Here is a 15,227-nt window from a genome sequence, read left to right as displayed (position 1 = left end):
CACTGAAGGGCAGTCACGGTGACTGACAAGATCGACAAGGAGCCGGCGGACACCCCGCCGCGTTCCTCCCTCGCGCCCGAGACCATCAAGGCCATCCCGGTCCGCCACTACGGCCGCTACGTCAGCGCCGTCGTCGTGCTGGCACTGGTGGCCCTGCTGGTCAACGCGTTCGCCACCGCCGAGAAGATCCAGTGGAGCGCGGTCGGCGACAAGCTGTTCGACTCCACGGTCCTCGCGGGCGCCAGCCGCACCCTGCTGATCAGCGTCCTCGCGATGATCGTGGGCGTGGTCCTCGGCGTCGTGCTGGCCGTGATGCGGCTCTCCAAGAACCCGGTGACGAGCTGGGTGGCCTGGGCCTACATCTGGTTCTTCCGCGGAACCCCCGTCTACGTCCAGCTGCTGCTGTGGTTCAACCTGGCGCTGATCTTCCCGATGCTGAATCTCGGTCCGATCTACAAGGACGAGATGACGGACGTGATGACCCCGTTCATGTGCGCCCTGTTGGGCCTCGGCCTCAACGAGGCCGCGTACATGGCGGAGATCTGCCGCGCCGGCCTGATGGCCGTCGACGAGGGCCAGACGGAGGCCGCGCACGCGCTCGGCATGAGCCACGGCAGGACGCTGCGCCGGATCGTCATCCCGCAGGCGATGCGGGTGATCGTGCCGCCGACCGGCAACGAGTTCATCAACATGCTGAAGACCTCGTCGCTGGTGTACGCGGTGACGTACAACGAACTGCTGCGCGCCACCTCGACGATCGGCTCGACGTCGTACGCCGTGATGGAGATGCTGTTCGTGGCGTCCATCTGGTACCTGGTCATGACCAGCGTGTTCAGCGTCTTCCAGTTCTACCTGGAGCGCCGTTTCGCCCGCGGTTCGTCCCGCAGTCTCCCGCCGACGCCGTGGCAGCGGATCAGGGTCAACATGATGGCGTTCAGCCGTGAAAGGGGCTCGGTATGACCGCCATGGTGAAGGCCGAGGGCGTCCACAAGTCCTACGGCCTGGTCGAGGTCCTCAAGGGCATCGACCTGGAGGTCAAGCAGGGCGAGGTCTTCTGCCTCATCGGCCCCTCGGGCTCGGGCAAGTCGACCTTCCTCAGGTGCATCAACCACCTGGAGAAGATCAACGCCGGCCGGTTGTACGTCGACGGCGAGCTGGTCGGCTACCGCCAGAAGGCCGACAAGCTGTACGAGCTCAAGGACAGCGAGGTCGCGCTGCAGCGCCGGGACATCGGCATGGTGTTCCAGCGGTTCAACCTGTTCCCGCACATGACGGCCGTCGAGAACGTCATGGAGGCTCCGGTCCAGGTCAAGGGCGAGAGCCGGACCCAGGCCCGGGAGCGCGCACGGGAGCTGCTGGAGCGGGTGGGCCTGGCCGACAAGGCGGGCAGCTACCCCGCCCAGCTCTCCGGCGGCCAGCAGCAGCGGGTGGCGATCGCGCGGGCCCTGGCGATGGAGCCGAAGCTGATGCTCTTCGACGAGCCGACCTCGGCCCTCGACCCGGAGCTGGTCGGTGACGTCCTCGACGTCATGCGCGACCTCGCCGAGTCCGGCATGACGATGGTCGTCGTCACCCACGAGATGGGCTTCGCCCGCGAGGTCGGCGACAGCCTGGTCTTCATGGACGGCGGCGTGGTCGTGGAGTCCGGCGACCCGCGCGAGGTGCTGACGAACCCTCAGCACGAGCGCACCCAGGCGTTCCTGTCGAAGGTCCTCTAGCGGTACGACGACGAAGGGGCGGTACGGGCTTCCCGTACCGCCCCTTTCGCGTGGGCGTCTACTTGAGGGCGAGCAGCAGGGTGTCCGAGGGCGAGCACCACACCGGCCGGGCCTCCCCGAAGCCCTTCTCGCGCAGCACGCGTGCGTGCCACGCGGCGGACGGCATGTCTCCGTCGGCGTGTTCGCCGTAGATCTCGAAGCGGCGCGCCGTCGGCCCGGCGAGGACGGGATCCTCTGCGGCGACCTGCCACCATGCCGCCCAGTCGAGGGCGCCGTCCCGCTTGGCCCGGTCCATGTGCGCGTGACGTTGCGCGCGTTCGGCCGCGTTGATCCGGGGTGTGCTCTCGTCGATCATGTGGTCGGCGTTCATGAAGACACCCCCGTCGCGGACGAGTTCCGCGATCTGTCCGTAGAGGGCCGCGAGGGGTTCGCTGTGCAGCCAGTGCAGGGCCGTGGCGGTCAGGACGGCGTCGTAGGAGTCGTACGGCAGTTTCGCGGGCCAGTCCGGGTCCTTGAGGTCGGCCGTCACGAGGGTGACCCGCTCGTCGTCCGCGAAGGTGCCCTCGGCGATGGCGAGGAGCGCGGGGTCGAGGTCCACGCCGGTGCTGGTGGCCTCCGGGGACCGGGCCAGCAGCCTGGCCGTGATACTTCCCGTGCCGCACGCGAGGTCGAGCACGCGTGGCCGGGGACCGACGAGAGCCTCGACCATGTCCAGCATGACGCGGAACCGCTCCTCGCGGTCCGGCATGTACCACTCCTGCTGCCGGTCCCAGCTCTCCTGCCAGGCCTGCCAGTCGGTTCCGACACGGGTTGTCATGGGAGCCCCCTGTCCACTTACTGTCGTAATACCCTGGAAGCACGATCAGCTGTTACCCGACCGCACCACGACGATAGAACGCCTCCGTAAGGACTACAAGTGGAACTGGCCTATTACTCGGACTACGCCGTACGTCTGGTCAACAGCGAGGACCCGGCCCGGGGCAAGGACACGCTGACCTCGGTGGAGGCCGTCCGCGACCTGTTCGGCGGCAACGGCACGGGCGCTCGCCGGGCCACCGAAGCCGATGTCACCCGGTTCCGGTCGGTGCGGGCGCGGCTGCGGTCGGTCTTCGAGGCGGCGGACGGCGGCGACGAAACCCTCGCCGTGGACCTGCTGAACTCCCTGCTCCTGGAGTTCCCGGTGAGCCCGCAGATCTCCGGGCACGACTTCCGCGACGACGACGGCCGCCCGCTGTGGCACATGCACCTGGCGGACCACCCGTCCAACGCCACCGCCGGGTACGCGGCCATCGCGGCGATGGGCCTGGCGTTCCACCTCACCGAGTACGGCGTGGACCGGCTGGGCCTGTGCGAGGCGGCCCCGTGCCGCAACGCCTACCTCGACACCTCCACCAACCGCTCCCGGCGCTACTGCTCGGACCGCTGCGCCACCCGCGCCAACGTGGCCGCCTACCGGGCCCGCAAGCGCCTGGAGGCCGACCGGTCGGGGAAGACGGGCCGCACGGCGGACAGTGCCCAGCGCACGGCGGCCACCGGCGAGCGCTGACCGGGCTTGAGGGGCCGGTACCGCAGCCGGGCCTTGCCGAGCACGAGATCCTCCGGTACGACGCCGTAGTCCGTGCTGTCGCCGCCCGCGAACGCGTTGTCCCCGAGCACCCACCAGCCGCCCTCGCGCCGCTCCACGGCCCGCTTGACGACGAGCAGGTCCTGCTGGAACGGATGCCGCAGGACCACGATGTCGCCGGGGCCGACCCTGGCCCCCCAGTGCACGACCAGCTGGTCGCCGTGCTGGAGCGTGGGCACCATCGACGGCCCGGTCACCTCGGCCATCCCCACGAAGGGCAGCAACGACCTCTCCCGCTCGGTCTCCTGCGACAGCTCCGGCATCCCCGGCACCTCCCCGGTACGTTCATCCACCAGTCTCAGTCTGACCCCGGACTTTTGTCCTAAGCCCATGGGGGCACCCGCCTTTTCGCCTCTCGCAGGGAGTAATGTCGCACCTGAGAAGACGATCACGAGGAAGGAACGCTCCATGCTTTCCCGCCTGTTTGCCCCCAAGGTCAAGGTCAGCGCACACTGCGACCTGCCCTGCGGTGTGTACGACCCGGCCCAGGCCCGCATCGAGGCGGAGTCGGTGAAGGCCGTGCAGGAGAAGATGGCCGCCAACGACGACCCGCACTTCCAGGCTCGTGCCACGGTCATCAAGGAGCAGCGCGCCGAGCTCGCGAAGCACCACGTTTCCGTGCTCTGGAGCGACTACTTCAAGCCCCCGCACTTCGAGAAGTACCCGGAGCTGCACCAGCTGGTCAACGACGCCCTCAAGGCCCTCTCGGCCGCCAAGGCCTCGACCGACCCGGCCACCGGTCAGAAGGCCCTGGACTACATCGCCCAGATCGACAAGATCTTCTGGGAGACCAAGAAGGCTTGATCTTTAATCATGCCGTTTGACCTGCGATTTCCTTGGTCGTTTGGTCTTCCGGTCCGCACCCGGTCCGCAGGCCGCCGAGCACGGCGTCCATGACGGTCCGGGTGCGGTCTTCTTCGCCGGGCCACAGGTGGGCGTAGATCCGCAGCGTGATGACGGCGGACGCGTGACCGAGGACCATCTGGACCTGCTTGACGCTCGCCCCGCCGGCAATGAGGGCGGAGGCGTAGAAGTGGCGCAGGTCGTGCGTCACCATGTGCGGCAGCTCGACGGGCTTGCGACCCTCGCGCTCGGCCGCGTCGTTCTCCGCTGCTTGGAGCGCCCTGCGGGCGCAGTTCCACTCCGTCTTCCAGCGGCGATAATTGAGGGGTTCGCCCTCCTCCATCGTGAACAGCCACTCCTTGGAGGGGCGTGCGGCGAGGTGCGCGAGCAGCACATCGGTGACGACCTCGCCTACCGGGACGGTACGCCGGGACTTGGCGGTCTTCGGCGGCCCGATCTTCCCGGATTGGAGGCGCTGCCGCTCGACGCGGATGGTACCGGCCTTGAAGTCGACGTCCGAGATCTTGAGGCCGAGCAACTCGCCTATGCGCAATCCTGATCCGGCGAGCATGACGATCGCCGCGCGAATGTACGGCGGCATCACGCGGGCCATGGCCTCGACCTGCGCGACCGTGGGCGGGGTGACCTCCTCGTCCGGCATGGGCGGGAGAGTGATGCGGCGGCACGGGCTGGACGCGATGACCTTGTCCTCGACGGCCGCGGTCATGAGGCGTACGAGGACGTCGTAGACGTTGCGCACGCTTCCGGGCCCGAGCTGCTCCGACAGGCTCTTGAAGAGCACCTGGAGGTCGTTGCGGCGTATCGCCGCCATGGCGCGGGAGCCGAGCGCCGGGACCAGGTGGAGCCGGAGCGCGTTGTCGGTGATGCGCTCGCCCGCCTCGCTGGCGATGAGCGACTCCTCCCACTTCTTCGCGTACGTCTCGAACGTGGTCCGTCCGGCGCGGGGGTCGACGTACTGACCCATGACGATGCTGGTCGTGACCTCGTCGAGCCAGCGCTGGGCGTCGAGCTTGCGGTCGAAGTGGCGGGCGTGCTCCTTGCCGTCGAGGTCGCGGTAGCGGGCACGCCATTTGCCGTTGGGGCGCTTCTGGATGTTCGCCAAGTGGCTTCTCCCTTGGTTGGTTATCGGTGGTAGCCGCCGCCCTCGATGTAGTCGGTGAGGGTGCGGGCGTCGCGCTCGTCGCCCATGAGACGAAGGCACTGTTCGTGGATGGCCCGTGAGCTGTCGGGGCGGGCCTGGACGTGCTCGGCGATGCCTACGACGGCGTGATGCAGGCGGTCTTCGGCGTCGCGGGTCTCGTAGTACGCCTCGACGGCCTCCTGGACGAGCCGTCTACTGTCGAGGTCCAGCCCCTCCAGGGGCGGGGACATCAGCTCTTCGAGGGGCAGTTCGAAGACGCGGGCGAAGGCGAGCGCCTCGTCGACGTTGATGCGGCGACGAGGGGTGCCGTTCTCGATGCGCCAGACCGCGGTCTGGTTCATCTTGACGCCGGCCTTGGACACCCGGTCTGCGAGTTCGGTCGTACTCCACCCTCTGACCTCACGCTCCAGTGCCACCCGCCCGGCGATGTTGCCTTCGCTGTAGAGCAGCGGCACTTCACCGCCGTCGCGCTTGTCGCCTGTCATCACACCTCCAGCATGACCATCCCTATCCATATTGAAACACACGCTATGCGATTTGGCTAACTGGCGATCATCGAGCACACTTTATGCAGAACGGATTGCCACCTAGTCGAATTGGAAAGCATGCGATACCTGACCACCGCCGAGGTCGCCGAGCGCTACCGCACGGCCGAGAGCACCGTCCGCTACTGGCGCCAGATCGGCAAAGGCCCGCGCGGCATCAAGATCGGCAAGCGGGTGCTGTACCCCGAGGCCGAGCTGCTCCGGTACGAGCGCACGCTGGCCGACGGCCGAGACGAGTGGGGTCTGGCTTCCTGAGCTGCCGGAAGACCCGAACACGACAACGGCCCTCGACGCGCCAACGCCGAGGGCCGGAGATTCCCCAACTGATCGCCCATCCCTGAACGAACGAGCTGGTGAGGGGTGGGGCCTTGCCCGCCCTACCCCCACCGGAGAGGAACGTCTATGGAGGACTCTACGTCCCCCAACACCACGAACACATCCCTGACCACCGCCTGGCCTCCCGCCGCGGTCCCCGGCCAGAGCATCCCCTGGCACCGCGGGGACCGACGCCCCACTGACGCGACGGCTGGGCACCGTCCCCGCGATGTGCCCGGGCCCCCGTCCCCGCAAGCCGTCGTCCCGATATCTGCATCCGGCGGAAACGTGCAGGCCAGCGACGTGACAACGGGGACCGGCCCCCAAGACACGGAAGTTGCACCAGGGGACCGCAATGGGGACCGTGATCGCGGTCCCCGCCGGTCGATGGGGACCGACGGTCCCGTGGAGGGGACCGTGCAGCATGACGCCCCGGTCCCCGATGACGGGTCGGGCGCCGGAGACCACAAAGGCTCCGACACCGCGTCGGCTGCTGACGGTGCCGCGCTGCTGAACGAGTTGCGGGCGGCGATCGCCAAGTACGTGGTGCTGCCGAGCGAGGAGGCGTTGAACGCGGTCACGCTGTGGGTGGCGGCCACCCACATCCAGCCCGCGCTGCAGCACGCTCCCCGCCTGGCGGTGGTCGGGCCGACCAAGGGGTGCGGCAAGTCCCGCGTCCTGGACGTGCTCCACGAGACTGTCCACAAGCCGATCATGACGGTGAACATGTCCACGGCGGTGCTCTTCCGGGTCATCGGCAAGGTCCCGCGCACGATCCTGGTGGACGAGGCCGACACCATATTCGGCCCCAAGGCCGGAGAGAACGAGGAGTTGCGCGGCCTGCTGAACGCCGGACACCAACGCAACCGGCCCGCCTGGCGCATCTCCGGTCCGGAGCACAAGCCGACCCCGTATCCGACCTTCGCGATGGCAGCACTGGCCGCGATCGGCGACCTGCCCGACACGATCATGGACCGGGCGGTCGTGCTGCGGATGCAAAAGCGCAAGCCGGGCGAGAAGGTCACCCCGTTCCGCTCGCGCTACGCCGTACCGGATCTGAACGCGCTGCGGGACAAGCTGGCTGCATGGCTGACCCCACTGCATGCCACCGCTGCCCGCCTGGTGCCGACGATGCCGGTCGAGGACCGAGCCGCGGACACCTGGGAGCCCCTGGTCATCGTCGCCGACATGGGCGGTCGTCATTGGCCCGCGAGTGCTCGGGCAGCCTGTGTGGCGATGACCCGCAACGAGGTCGTCCAGGACGAGCAGAGCAGCCTGAAGACGCGGCTGCTGCGGGACATCCGCCGCGTCTTCGCTGAGCGGGACAACCCCGAGGCCCTACGCACGCATGACCTGGTCCATGAACTCACCGTGGATGCGGAAGCGCCTTGGGCGGAGTACGGCACCAAGGGCCTGAACGCCTACCACCTGGCCAATCTGCTGCGGGACTTCAACATCAGCCCGGCCAACTACCGCTTCGAGGAGGGCAGGCAGGCCAAGGCGTACATGCGCAACCGGTTCCTCGATGCCTGGGCTCGCTACTGCCCCGACACCGCCCAACCGGCCACCTCGCCCATGCAGAAGGGTGCCCCCGTACCTCGGGCCAAGGGCCTGCCGCCCGCCACTGCGACGGGAACCCTGCCTGTCGGCCCGCCCGGCGGCGCCGCAGGACCCAAGCGCGCCCGCTAACCCACCTTCCGCGGGGCCCGGCGCACTCCGTCGCATCCGTCCCCGCGCAGGTCAGCGCGGGGACGGATTTCCTGGCCGATACGGATCTCTCCGTACCTCCGCCCGTGTCCGTACCTGTGTTGACCAGGCATGCGACGGACGCGACGGACCGCGACGCCGCCCCGCCTACACGCCATCGGAGCACCACCATGCACGACAACCGCGCCCACAGCAGCCGCCGCAGGGGACTGTTCGGCCTGGCCCGACGAACAGCAGCAAGCTGGAGCGAACGAGCCTCTAACGAGGCTTCGTCCGCGCTTGCCCCCGCCCCAGGGGTGGCGGAGGAGGAGGCCGGGCGCCAGCGGGCGCACGAGCCGGGAAAGGAGATGACCACACCCGTCGCCGACCCCGCGCCCTCCCCCGTCGAGGCGCCCGCCCACACACCCCCGCCTATCGAGCAGCCCTCCTGGCGCGAACCCGAAGTCCCGACGCTCCCCGCGCTGATGAACCGCAAGCGCACCACCGAGAAGCGCGACCAGGAGAAGACCGTCCGCTTCACCCCGACCGCGGTCCGGATCATCACCGAGGAAGCCGAGCGGCGTGGCCAGAAGTTCGCAGGGTTCGTCGGCGACGCCGCTCTGGCCGTCGCCCTGGGCAAGGCAGGTCTGGTCGGTAGCCCGGAGGACGATCCCATACGCCCGCTGATCGAAGCCATCGAGGTTCACACGGTCGCGCTTAACCGCACCGGCAACAACCTCAACCAGATCACTGGGGCCATCCACCGCGGAACTGTTCCCGAGCACGCCGAGGCCGTGCTGGCCCTCGTCGAGCAGGCAGCCGAGAACAGCTACCAGCTCATCGACCGGCTCCTGACGGAGGGAATCCCGCATGGTGCCTGACGTCTCCACCGGCTCCAGCACACTCGGCCTGATCAACTACCTGTTCGGCAAGGGGCGGCGCGACGAGCACACCGATCCGCACATCGTGGCCGCCTGGGACATGGCTGGCGCCCCGGACCCCGGCCGCAACCCCGAGGCTACGTACACCCAGTTGACTCGGCGCCTGGACCATCACGTCGACCTGCGCACCCGTGAACTGGGCGGTGAGAAGCCACAGCAGCACGTGTGGCACTGCCCCGTGCGCACCGCGCCCGGCGACCGCTACCTCACCGACAGCGAATGGGCCGAAGTCGGCCGCCGGGTCGTAGCTGCCACGGGCATCGCCCCCGAGGGGGACGAGAAGGCGTGCCGGTGGATCGCAGTACGGCACGCCGACGACCACATCCACATCCTCGCGACCACCATTCGGGCCGACGGCCGCCGCCCCCGTACGAACCGGGACGGCTGGCGGGCCCAGCGGGAATGCCGCAAGATCGAGGCCGAGTTCGGGCTGCGCCGCCTGAAGTCCGGCGATCTCACCGCCCCGCGCACCCCCACCGGCGCCGAGCGGGCCAAGGCCGAGCGCCAGGGCCGGGAGCAGGCCGCACGGGAGTGGCTGCGCGAGCAGGCATACGCGGTCGCCGCCGCCGTACGCAGCATCGACGAGTACTTCACCGTGCTGCGCTCCCTCGGCATCCAGGTCAGGCCGCGCATCGGCCCCGAGACCGGCGAGGTGACCGGCTACAGCCTGGCCGCGCCCGGCGACACGACCAGCGGCGAGCCGGTCTGGTACGGCGGCTCGAAGCTCGCCCCCGACCTGTCCTACAACCGCCTGTGCGAACGTCTCCCCTCCCAGGACCTGGCCGACCGTCCTAGACCGGTGGCCGACCCAGCCGAGCCGTGGAACCGCGCCGAAAGCGCCATCCACCATGCCCACGGCACCCTCGATGTGGACGACGATGCTGTGGCCCAGGGCCACCTGGATGCCTTCGGCGACGCCCTCCACAACCTGGCCCGCACCACTCACGGCTCGCACCGGGTCGAACTGCAGGCTGCAGCAAGGGTGTTCGACCGGGCCCGCCGCTCGGCGATCCGGGCCGACCACCAAGCCGCCACCGCACTGCGGGAAGCCGCCAAGGAAGTCGCCTACGCCACACACGATCCGGGCGGACTCGCCATAGCCCTGATCTTCGCCGCGCTCCATCTGGCGCGGGCAGCCGCCAAGTGGCACGAACAACGCGGCCATGAGCAGCAGGCGGCAGCAGCCGAGGAAGCCTTCCACCATCTGCAGGCGGGTTACCAGCAGGCCAGCGAGCCGGTACTGGCGGATCTCACCCGACGTGCCCCACGCGCCTCCACCGTCCGCCGCTTCGAGCAGGACCTGCGCGCAGCCCTCCCAGACCACGCCGACCGTATCCTCGCTGACCCCGCCTGGCCGGCCCTGACCACAACCCTCGCCCGCTCCGAGACCACCGGTCACAACACCCGGCGCCTCTTGGCCGAAGTCGCTGCCCAGCGAGAACTCGACACCGCCGAACAGCCCGCCGAAGTCCTCAACTGGCGCATTGCCGTCCAACCGAACAAGCGAGCACAGGCGGCACGAAAGCGAAGCAGCACCACCGGAGCATCCTTTGCGCCCATGACGTCCAAGCCCTCGGTCACGGCGCTGACCTCCAAGTCCGGGGAACGCGGACGGCATCGATAGATGAAGCACTTGGCTGTCGGCCGGTGCTGACGTCCTGCTCTGTGATCGCGTCAGGCTGCTTCGGCTCCGGACGCAGGAGAGGGATCGCTGGCTCGCAGGTCGGAAAGTCGACCAACCCATCCCATGACCTCAGCCAGGTGCTCGGTCAACAACCCGACGTGGGGATCGGGCTGGACCAGGAGAGTCGCCACTCCACGCGCCGTGCGCTCTGCTGCCCAGGCGTGGTCGAGGGCGGTGAAGTCATCGTCGACCCAAGCGACAGGTGTGTCGCCCAACCAGACATCGACATGGTCTCGTTTCCAGAGATAGCCGTTGGGGTGGCTGGTCGTGATCTGTGGACGTGGGAGATCGACGTAGGGCAGAGGCGGGAGACCGAGGAGCGGCCCGATCAGCGTGGTGGCGTCCTGGCGCCAGCTGGTGCACCAGGCGGGGGCGACCAGGCCGGTTCGGATCACGTGCACGAGCAGGGGGCCGTGTGCGGGGTTGAGCCAGATGGTGACCGGGTTGTCGGCGCTGCGGCCGGCAGGAACGACATTGTGGCGGTCGTGGGTGGCCGGGGTGCTCCCATCGGCAGCGGGGAAGGGTATGAGGACGCCGTCGACGTCGAGAAGCAAATAGGGCTGGCGCATGGGTTCTCCCTCTGGGTGGGGTGGGGGTCAGAGCTTGCGCGCGGTGATCAGCAGGGTGGTGGGCCAGAGGCCGCGACGGGCGTCATGGAACTCCTGTGCCGAGGTGAGCCAGAGGCCGGCGCGGTCGAGGTGTTTCTCCCAGCGGATGGCGTCGAAGTCCCAGCGGGCGATGGGTAGTCGGGTGCGGTCAGGGAGGGTGACGTAGTCCCGGCGGGGCCGGTCGTCGGTGGTGGGACGCAGGCCGCCGCGCTGGGGGTGGAGGACGGAGAAGGCGAGGGTGCGCCCGGGTTTGAGGTGCTGGGCGATGGCCGGGAGCAGAAGCTCGGGGGCTACCAGGCCGATGGCTCCGAAGACGGAGTAGATGGCGTCGAAGTGTTCGTCGCAGGCTTGCAGGTAGTGCAGAGCGTGTCCGGCTACGAAGGTCAGGTTGTTGAGGCGGCCGTAGTGGGAGCGGGCTCGGCGGACCTGGAGGCCGACGAGGTCGACGCCGGTGACCTGGGCGCCATAGCAGGTGGCGAGATGGGCGGCGTTGTGGCCTGGGCCGCAGCCGAGTTCCAGCAGCCGCTTGCGGCGCAGGTCCGGTCCGAGGATCTCGGCGCCGGGCCCGCTGCCGGGCCGCGTGGTCCATTCCATACGCGCGGGTACCGACAGCGGCTCGGCAGGGCTGGCCGTGGTGCGCTGGAGGGCGTGGACGTACCAGGGGGATGCCTGGGCGAGCACGTCAGACCTCCAGGAGGTGGAGGACGTCGGTGAGATGGCGGCGTACGGCCTTGATGTAGGCGGGGTCGGTGGCCGGGTCGTTGATCCAGCGGACGGACTGTTCCATGAACCACTCGACGGCCCACATGCGGTGCCAGCCCAGGGCCCAGTTCTCGGCGGTGAGTCCGCCGCGCGGGGTGAGGGCGTCGGGGGTGCCGCCGGCGGTGACGTACTGCTCCAGGAAGACCCGCAGGCGCAGGGGATCGGGGGTATCGAGGGTGCCGTGCCAGCTGGCGAGGTCGAGCAGGCCGGGGCCGGTAAAGGCGCGGGCGAAGTCCAGCATCCGCCAGCCGTGTTGGCTGATGTGGAGGCTGGTGGGGTGGAACTCGGAGTGCACCCAGCCGAACGGGGCGACAGTCGTACCGGCCGAGCGCGCCTCGGCGGCCTGGGCGATCCGATCGAGCGCGTCCTCGACGTCGTCCGTCTCCTGCCACCGCTCGGCCTTGCGCAGCAGCGCGAGGTGTTCCAGGGACCGGTTCGGCAGGGTGCAGAGGCGGGCCTGGTCAAGGACGGGCAGGGCGGGAGCCGTCCGCGTGCCGTGCAGGACCACGGCCGCGGCGGTGCCGTCGAGGTCGTCGGCGTCACGGACGGCGGGGCCGAGGTCCTCCATGAGCATGCCGAGCCAGCCATCGAGGACGGCGGAGGCGTGCACCTGCGGCACTGGAACGCCGAGCGTGTGCGCCAGCCGAAGAGCCTGGTCCTCACTGTCGAAGGGCCGTTTCGCATACTTGAAGATCGCGGTGGTGGCGTCGGGGAAGGTCAGGCGCTCGACACCGGACATGGACCACACGCGCACCTCCGCGCGCACGGCGGTGGCCCGGTCGGCCATGGTGAGCAGGTTGTCGAGGAGTTCGGCGCTGGGGTTCGCGGTCACGTGGGGGCTCCAGAGAGGTTGAAGGCGACCGGGGCGGGCGAGAGGTGCCGGCCCGCCCCGGAGCCTGGCGTGCGGTGTGGTGTTACGCGCCAGGGCTCACGCGGTGGGCGTAGACCTGCTCGATCCAGCCGGACTTGAAGGCCGCGAGGTCGTCGCGGAAGACGGTCATCGACGCACCGTAGGGCGCGATGACGCCACCGGACTGGTCCGGCACGGACTGGCAGCCGTGCACGAGCCGACCGCCGAGGGCGGCGTGGGCTTTGATGGACTCGATGCGGCGGTGCTCGTTGAACCAGCCGCCGTGGTAGACCTCGTCGAGCGTCCCGCCCATCTCGTCGTCCAGGTCGAAGACGACGGAGGTGGCGGCCGGGAAGAACCAGCACGGGCCGACGTTGGAGATGTGCCCGTCCAGCTCGACCTTGTTCAGCGCCATCAGCGTGGCCGCCTCGCGCAGCATCCGCAGGTGCTCGGCGGTGATCTGCGGCAGTCCCAGGGTGTCGAGGTGCTCGTCGCGGAAGAGGTAGGCGTACACCTCGTAGGCGGTGGACAGCACCCGGGCCGCGTCCGAGGTGGAGGTGGCGTGGGCCTTGATGAAGTCCAGCGCCAGCTGCTCGACCGCACTCTCTGTGGTCTCCTCCACGTCCAGGAGCTGGGATTTGACCAGCTCCCAGTCGGCGACGAGCCAGGTGTTGGACTCGAAGCGGAAGAAGTACTCGGCCGGGGCGATGGTGATGCGCTGGCCGTTGACCTGAATGCCGGGCAGGCGGCTCCAGCGCTCGTCGAACGCCTCGGGCAGTACGACCGTGATGGCCGCGGTGTCGATGGTGGTCACCGTGTCTCCGTCTCTGATCGGCCGGGCACAGGCATAGGAATGTCCGAACCCGGTGTAGGTGTACGGAACTTCGGGGGCCGCCCGGCCGAAGGGGGGAGCCTGGTCACGGTGTCGGACCGGGGCCGGGCGGCTAATGATTAGTGAACCCTCCGTCACGCACAGTGGGTACGGTGAGAGGCAGTTGAAGCGGTATACGTGGTTTACATCTCCTGAGTGGAGGCGATCGTGGCAGCAGCGCCGAGGGGTCCCAACTCCCGTCTGCGTGACGTCATCGAGGCGATCGGCTGCACGTACGAGGCGCTGGCGAAGGACATCCGGCGTATCGCGGTCGAGAACGGCGAGATCCTCCAGACCAACAAGTCGGCCGTCTCGCACTGGGCGAACGGCACACGCCAGCCGACCGGCCGGACCGGGCAGTACCTCGCCGAGGCGCTGTCTCGTCGGGCAGGCCGCACCGTCACCCAGACCGAGATCGGGCTCCGAGGAGCAGATGCCGAGGGGCCGAACGAGCACGATCCTGTCCTGGCCGCAACCGACCTGGGCCGCGCCGATGTCGAGCGCCGCCGCTTCCTCGCAGTGGCCGCCTTCACCACCACCGGCGTTGCCATGCCCCTCGCCCACGACCACGAGGCGACCGCTCGCATGCTCCGCGCCCGCACCGGCACCTCCGTGGTCGGGGCGGAGGACGTGGACGTCGTGCGGCAGATCACCGCAGCCTTCAGCGCGGCAGACGAACGCCTTGGCGGCGGCCACGGCCTGACCACCGTCACCGCCTATCTCGCCGACACCGCTGCCCCCATGCTCCGCGGGCGCTTCCCGAGCGAAGCCTTACGTCAAGCGGCCTTCGGCGCCGTAGCCGAACTCGCCTACCTCGCAGGCTGGAAGCACCACGACCTCGGCCAGGAAGGCGCCGCCCAGCGCTACTACCAGGTCGGCTACCAGCTCGCCTGCCAAGCCGACCCGCACGGCCACGCTGCCTGGATGATGCGTGCCCTCGCCCACCAGGCACTCAGCCTCAAGCAGCCCCACCACTGCGTCGACCTCGTAGAAGGCGCTCTACAGCGGGGTCTCGGCAACGTCGACGGGCAGACCGAAGCCCTCCTCCACATCACCCACGCTCGCGCCTACGCGGCCGTCGGTGAGAATCCCGCAGCGGCCCGCGCCCTGCTCGCCGCCGAAGACGCCCTGCTGCGCGACGACGGCCCCCAGCCCAGTTACTCCCGCGTCAGCGGCCCCGCCGCCGGCACCGTCGCCAGCCACACCGCCCGCACGCTCACCGACCTCGCCGACCACGTCGGCACCGAACAGCAGCACCGCGACGCCCTGATCCGTTGGGACCCCGAGAAGTACAAGCGCGTTCACGCCCTCACCTACGCCGACCTGGGCGACAGCCTCGCCGCCCAGGCCCGCGCCGACGAGGCCGTAGCAGCCTGGTCCCAGGCCCTGGCCCTCATGGAGGGCATGACCTCCGACCGCACCCGCAAGGCGATCACCTCACTCCGCTCCACCCTCTCCATCTACCAGCGCCGCAAGGTGCCTGGAGCCGCCGAACTCGCCCGCCGCGCACGCGAAGCGCTGGCCTAAGCTGCCATCAACCGGCCGACGAAGGGACACAAGCCGTGGCTCAGCGGACCACCGACGACCAGCCCAAAGCCCTGCCGCCCGCCCTCGAATC

General features: G+C 69.2%; 17 protein-coding genes. 9 read left to right on the top strand and 8 right to left on the bottom strand.

What is annotated here, in order from left to right:
• Positions 1 to 18 precede the first annotated feature (18 nt).
• Together ABZT02_RS42840 and ABZT02_RS42835 are read left to right on the top strand one after the other, a co-directional pair.
• Positions 19 to 960 carry an amino acid ABC transporter permease gene (locus ABZT02_RS42840; RefSeq protein ID WP_356028129.1) on the top strand — a complete coding sequence of 314 codons (942 nt, stop codon included), beginning with the start codon at positions 19 to 21 and terminating at the stop codon, positions 958 to 960.
• Entirely contained in the window at positions 957 to 1,718 is a 762-nt protein-coding gene (locus ABZT02_RS42835; RefSeq protein ID WP_356028126.1) for an amino acid ABC transporter ATP-binding protein, read from the top strand. The genes ABZT02_RS42840 and ABZT02_RS42835 overlap by 4 nt, the downstream gene beginning before the upstream one ends.
• A 58-nt stretch (positions 1,719 to 1,776) precedes the next feature.
• Here the strand turns inward: ABZT02_RS42835 and ABZT02_RS42830 are convergent, their stop codons facing one another.
• Positions 1,777 to 2,535, bottom strand: coding sequence for a class I SAM-dependent methyltransferase (locus ABZT02_RS42830; RefSeq protein WP_356028124.1), 759 nt, complete (start codon positions 2,533 to 2,535; stop codon positions 1,777 to 1,779).
• Between the two features lie 99 nt (positions 2,536 to 2,634).
• Between ABZT02_RS42830 and ABZT02_RS42825 the strand changes: the two genes are divergently transcribed.
• On the top strand, positions 2,635 to 3,264 hold the full coding sequence (locus tag ABZT02_RS42825) for a CGNR zinc finger domain-containing protein (RefSeq protein ID WP_356028120.1): 630 nt from the start codon (positions 2,635 to 2,637) through the stop codon (positions 3,262 to 3,264).
• Here ABZT02_RS42825 and sodX read toward each other — a convergent pair.
• Complete coding sequence (gene sodX / locus ABZT02_RS42820; RefSeq protein WP_356028187.1) at positions 3,168 to 3,605, bottom strand: nickel-type superoxide dismutase maturation protease; 438 nt, start codon at positions 3,603 to 3,605, stop codon at positions 3,168 to 3,170. The two genes, ABZT02_RS42825 and sodX, sit on opposite strands and share 97 nt — an antisense overlap.
• A gap of 145 nt (positions 3,606 to 3,750) precedes the next feature.
• On the opposite strand from sodX, the gene sodN reads away from it, so the two are divergent.
• Complete coding sequence (sodN, locus tag ABZT02_RS42815; RefSeq protein WP_020123534.1) at positions 3,751 to 4,146, top strand: superoxide dismutase, Ni; 396 nt, start codon at positions 3,751 to 3,753, stop codon at positions 4,144 to 4,146.
• A gap of 7 nt (positions 4,147 to 4,153) precedes the next feature.
• Here sodN and ABZT02_RS42810 read toward each other — a convergent pair whose 3' ends face one another.
• Both ABZT02_RS42810 and ABZT02_RS42805 read right to left on the bottom strand, forming a co-directional pair.
• On the bottom strand, positions 4,154 to 5,308 hold the full coding sequence (locus ABZT02_RS42810; RefSeq protein ID WP_356028117.1) for a site-specific integrase: 1,155 nt from the start codon (positions 5,306 to 5,308) through the stop codon (positions 4,154 to 4,156).
• Between the two features lie 20 nt (positions 5,309 to 5,328).
• On the bottom strand, positions 5,329 to 5,832 hold the full coding sequence (locus tag ABZT02_RS42805) for a helix-turn-helix transcriptional regulator (RefSeq protein WP_356028115.1): 504 nt from the start codon (positions 5,830 to 5,832) through the stop codon (positions 5,329 to 5,331).
• A 120-nt stretch (positions 5,833 to 5,952) separates the two neighbouring features.
• Here ABZT02_RS42805 and ABZT02_RS42800 point away from each other — a divergent pair, with 120 nt between their 5' ends.
• The 4 genes from ABZT02_RS42800 (at position 5,953) to ABZT02_RS42785 (ending at position 10,458) form a co-directional block, all read left to right on the top strand.
• Entirely contained in the window at positions 5,953 to 6,147 is a 195-nt protein-coding gene (locus ABZT02_RS42800; RefSeq protein WP_356028112.1) for a helix-turn-helix domain-containing protein, read from the top strand.
• Positions 6,148 to 6,624: 477 nt separating this feature from the next.
• Positions 6,625 to 7,896 carry a DUF3631 domain-containing protein gene (locus tag ABZT02_RS42795; RefSeq protein ID WP_356028110.1) on the top strand — a complete coding sequence of 424 codons (1,272 nt, stop codon included), beginning with the start codon at positions 6,625 to 6,627 and terminating at the stop codon, positions 7,894 to 7,896.
• 365 nt (positions 7,897 to 8,261) lie between these two features.
• Entirely contained in the window at positions 8,262 to 8,774 is a 513-nt protein-coding gene (locus ABZT02_RS42790; RefSeq protein WP_356028107.1) for a hypothetical protein, read from the top strand.
• The gene (locus ABZT02_RS42785; protein WP_356028105.1) at positions 8,764 to 10,458 is read left to right on the top strand and encodes a mobilization protein; all 1,695 of its coding nucleotides are present in this window, start codon (positions 8,764 to 8,766) and stop codon (positions 10,456 to 10,458) included. Before ABZT02_RS42790 ends, ABZT02_RS42785 begins: the two co-directional genes overlap by 11 nt.
• Positions 10,459 to 10,508: 50 nt before the next feature.
• Here the strand turns inward: ABZT02_RS42785 and ABZT02_RS42780 are convergent, their stop codons facing one another.
• The 4 genes from ABZT02_RS42780 to ABZT02_RS42765 all read right to left on the bottom strand — a co-directional run bounded on the left by ABZT02_RS42780 (position 10,509) and on the right by ABZT02_RS42765 (position 13,552).
• The gene (locus ABZT02_RS42780) at positions 10,509 to 11,087 is read right to left on the bottom strand and encodes a hypothetical protein (RefSeq protein ID WP_356028102.1); all 579 of its coding nucleotides are present in this window, start codon (positions 11,085 to 11,087) and stop codon (positions 10,509 to 10,511) included.
• A 27-nt stretch (positions 11,088 to 11,114) separates the two neighbouring features.
• A complete protein-coding gene (locus tag ABZT02_RS42775; RefSeq protein ID WP_356028100.1) occupies positions 11,115 to 11,807 on the bottom strand; it encodes a class I SAM-dependent methyltransferase in 693 nt (230 codons plus the stop codon).
• 1 nt (position 11,808) lies between these two features.
• The gene (locus ABZT02_RS42770; RefSeq protein ID WP_356028097.1) at positions 11,809 to 12,720 is read right to left on the bottom strand and encodes an aminoglycoside phosphotransferase family protein; all 912 of its coding nucleotides are present in this window, start codon (positions 12,718 to 12,720) and stop codon (positions 11,809 to 11,811) included.
• An 82-nt stretch (positions 12,721 to 12,802) separates the two neighbouring features.
• A complete protein-coding gene (locus ABZT02_RS42765; protein WP_356028094.1) occupies positions 12,803 to 13,552 on the bottom strand; it encodes a hypothetical protein in 750 nt (249 codons plus the stop codon).
• A 213-nt stretch (positions 13,553 to 13,765) separates the two neighbouring features.
• On the opposite strand from ABZT02_RS42765, the gene ABZT02_RS42760 reads away from it, so the two are divergent.
• Positions 13,766 to 15,136: a tetratricopeptide repeat protein gene (locus tag ABZT02_RS42760; protein ID WP_356028092.1), complete on the top strand. Its 1,371-nt coding sequence runs from the start codon at positions 13,766 to 13,768 to the stop codon at positions 15,134 to 15,136.
• Positions 15,137 to 15,227: the final 91 nt, after the last annotated feature.

Origin of the sequence: Streptomyces sp. NPDC005402, from assembly GCF_040606575.1 — a bacterium.
Lineage (GTDB): Bacteria > Actinomycetota > Actinomycetes > Streptomycetales > Streptomycetaceae > Streptomyces.
The sequence above is the reverse complement of the archived record's forward strand: the minus strand, read 5'-3'. Positions and strand labels throughout refer to the sequence as shown.